The organism is Nocardioides sp. CPCC 206348 (assembly GCF_048654705.1).
Classification (GTDB): Bacteria; Actinomycetota; Actinomycetes; order Propionibacteriales; family Nocardioidaceae; genus Nocardioides.
In genome coordinates this window covers 60,217-63,182 of sequence record NZ_JBMCZA010000071.1, presented here as the reverse complement: position 1 = coordinate 63,182, position 2,966 = coordinate 60,217, and the positions used below count along the sequence as shown (strand labels likewise).

Genomic DNA, 2,966 nt, shown 5'->3' with positions numbered 1-2,966 from the left:
GACCTGGCGAACGCTCCGGGATGCGGGACCGAGACCGCCGTGAGCGTCCGCACCAGCTCCGGCCGCACCCCCGCGACCTGCCAGGCGAGACCCGACCCCCAGTCGTGCCCCACCAGGTGGACGGGTTCCCCGATCCACTCGAGCACTGCCTCGACGTCGGCGACCAGCTCGCTGGAGCGGTAGGCCCAGCGACTGCGCGGCGCCGCACCTGCCGAGGCCCCGCGGAGGTCCGGTGCGACGACGCGATAGCCGGCAGCGACCAGCCGTTCGGCCACGGCGTCCCACGACCTGCTGTCCTGGGGCCAGCCGTGCAGCGCCAGCACCACGCCCCGGCACTCCCCTGCCGGCCGGTGGTCGCGGACCGAGAACACCAGCTCGCCCCGCGGTACGTCGATGGTTGCTACGGGCATCCCGCCATGATGGCAGTTGGGCTCAGGGGCCGCCGACGATGCGGTCCACGACCGACTGCGACACCGAGTGGTACGTCGGCCGGGCGATCGCGTAGATCTCCCGGGCTCGTGCGAGCCCCCGGTCGCTGGCGGCGAGCTTCTCGTAGACACGCCGGATGTAGAGCGCGCGACCGTGCCGGGTCAGGAAGGCAGCCAGGGCCTCGTCGACGGCAGGCTCCTCGAACACGTAGCCCGACTCCGCGGCCAGCTCGAGCCACGCGGTCGCGATCTCGATGTTCCCGCTGGTGCTGAAGCCGAACTGGCTGTCGACCGCAGCCAGCACCGCGTGGTCGATGTCGACCGGCAGCGCACGCACGAAGTGCACCCACTGCTGGCTGACCCACTCACCGGAAGCCTCGACGAGCTCGGCCAACGCGCTCGCCCCACCCGTCACCAGCAGGGCAGCCTGCTCGTCGACGCGGTCGAAGGCGTCGGAGGTGAACTCGGGCGCGTTGTCCGGGACGCCGGGCCCGTGCACCCAGGCCTCCAGCTGCAGGTCCTCGGCCGACACCCCGGCCGACTCCAGCAGCTCGGTCGACAGGTGGGCCAGGAAGGTGGCGGTGTCCATCGACTCGAACGCGAAGCGGTCGAAGTAGTCGCGCAGGAACTGGTCGAACCGCTCGCGACCGACCTTCGACTCGATCAGGCGCAGGAAGAGCGAGCCCTTCTCGTACGGGATCTTCGTCGGCCCGTCGTCGGGGTCCCGGCCCGCCATGTCGAGCTCGAGCCAGGTGTCGCGCGGGGCCTCGTCGGCGACGGCCCGGGCAAGGTCCTGGCGACCGAGCCGCAGCAGCATGCTGGTGTACGCGGCGCCGTACAGCTCCTCGTCGATCCGGGTCTCGAAGTAGACCGTGAAGCCCTCGTTGAGCCAGATGTCGTTCCAGGTCGAGTTCGTGACGAGGTTGCCCGACCACGAGTGGGCGAGCTCGTGCGCGATCAGGGTCACCAGTGACCGATCACCCGCGAGGATGGTGGGCGTCGCGAACGTGAGGCGCGGGTTCTCCATGCCGCCGTACGGGAAGCTCGGCGGGAGCACCAGGATGTCGTAGCGGCCCCAGCGGTAGGGGCCGTAGAGCCGCTCGGCCGCCCCGATCATCTGCTCGGTGTCCGCGAACTCCCATGCGGCACCCTCGACGACCGACGGCTCGGCGTAGACGCCACTGCGCTCGCCGATCTCGCGGAACTCGAGGTCGCCCACCGCAAGGGCGATGAGGTACGACGGCACGGGCTGCGGCATCGAGAACCGGTAGGTCCCCGAGGAGTCCAGCTCGACCGGGTTCTCGGCACTCATCAGCGCGAGCAGGTCCGCAGGCACCCGGATGGTGGCGTCGTAGGTGACGCGGACAGCGGGACTGTCCTGGCACGGGATCCAGGTGCGGGCGAGGATCGGCTGCGACTGGGTGAACAGGAACGGCTTGCCGGATGCGGTCTGCTCGGGCTCCAGCCACTGGACGGCGCGAGCCTCCGGGCTCGTCGCGTAGTGCACGACCACCCGGTCCGCCGTACCGACCTCGACCGTCAGGGCACTGCCCAGGACCGGGTCGTGGTCGCCGAGCGCGTACGGCAGGGCGACACCGTCGGCTCCCGTCACGCGCTCGACGGCGAGCTGCCACGTGTCGAGCACCAGCTCCGTGGCACCGGGCGTGCGGTGCTCGAGGTCGAACGTCGCGCTGCCGGTCAGCGACCGCGACACGAAGTCGACGGTGAGGTCGAGCGCGACGTGGGTGACCACGACCTCGTTGGGCCGGGCGAACGAATGGGGATCGGGAGTGAAGGACCGAGGCACCGCACCAACCTATCGAGGCGGTGTCGAAGACCGGGGTTTCTCCCGGCTCGTTCCGCCCATGGTGTCCCCGACTCGAAAAACACGAAACCCCGGCGCCGAAGCACCGGGGTTTCGCTATCTGAAAGTCAGACGGGGCGAACGTTCTCCGCCTGCGGACCCTTCGGGCCCTGCGCAGCGTCGAACTCGACCTGCTGGTTCTCCTCGAGCGACTTGTAGCCGTCACCCTGGATAGCCGAGAAGTGGACGAAAACGTCCGGGCTGCCGTCGGCCGGGGCGATGAAGCCGAAGCCCTTCTCGCTGTTGAACCACTTGACGGTTCCCTGAGCCATGATGTTTCTCCTTGTTGTGTAAAGCAGGAACATCCAGACTAGAACGCTCCCTAACACAGAACCGTAGTGCAGGAGTGGCTGAGCGCAAGGATCGGCGCACAACCGAGCCCATCATTCTTTCCGCTCGCGGGGTGTCCGGAGCCGGTCAACGAGCCCTGATCGTGCCCGCCACGAAGTCGTAGTCACCGGACCAACCGTCGCCGGACGCCGGCGTCATCCCCGCGCAGCCGGCCCGGAGGTTCTCGCAGCGGAACCGCGCGCCGCCCGCCGTGTGGATGTCCAGGCGCGACCGGAAGTGCCAGGAGAACACGTTGCCGTCCCCCGTCGGGTCGGCGCTGCGTGCCCGGGCGTCGCTCTGCCAGCGCCGGGTCAGGAGGCGGGCGTCGGCCGTCGGGTCGTGAG

The 2,966-nt window shown here is 69.7% G+C and carries 4 protein-coding genes; all 4 read right to left on the bottom strand.

Features of this window, described 5'->3' with window-relative positions:
* Positions 1-410, bottom strand: a 410-nt coding sequence (locus tag ACOADB_RS03375) for an alpha/beta fold hydrolase (RefSeq protein ID WP_378596518.1), incomplete at its 3' end; no start/stop codon positions are given.
* 22 nt (positions 411-432) lie between these two features.
* Entirely contained in the window at positions 433-2,235 is a 1,803-nt protein-coding gene (locus ACOADB_RS03370) for a M1 family metallopeptidase (protein WP_378596517.1), read from the bottom strand.
* Between the two features lie 125 nt (positions 2,236-2,360).
* Entirely contained in the window at positions 2,361-2,564 is a 204-nt protein-coding gene (locus ACOADB_RS03365; RefSeq protein ID WP_056711080.1) for a cold-shock protein, read from the bottom strand.
* A gap of 145 nt (positions 2,565-2,709) precedes the next feature.
* Positions 2,710-2,966 (bottom strand): hypothetical protein (locus tag ACOADB_RS03360; protein ID WP_378596516.1); only part of this gene is annotated, 257 nt, incomplete at its 5' end.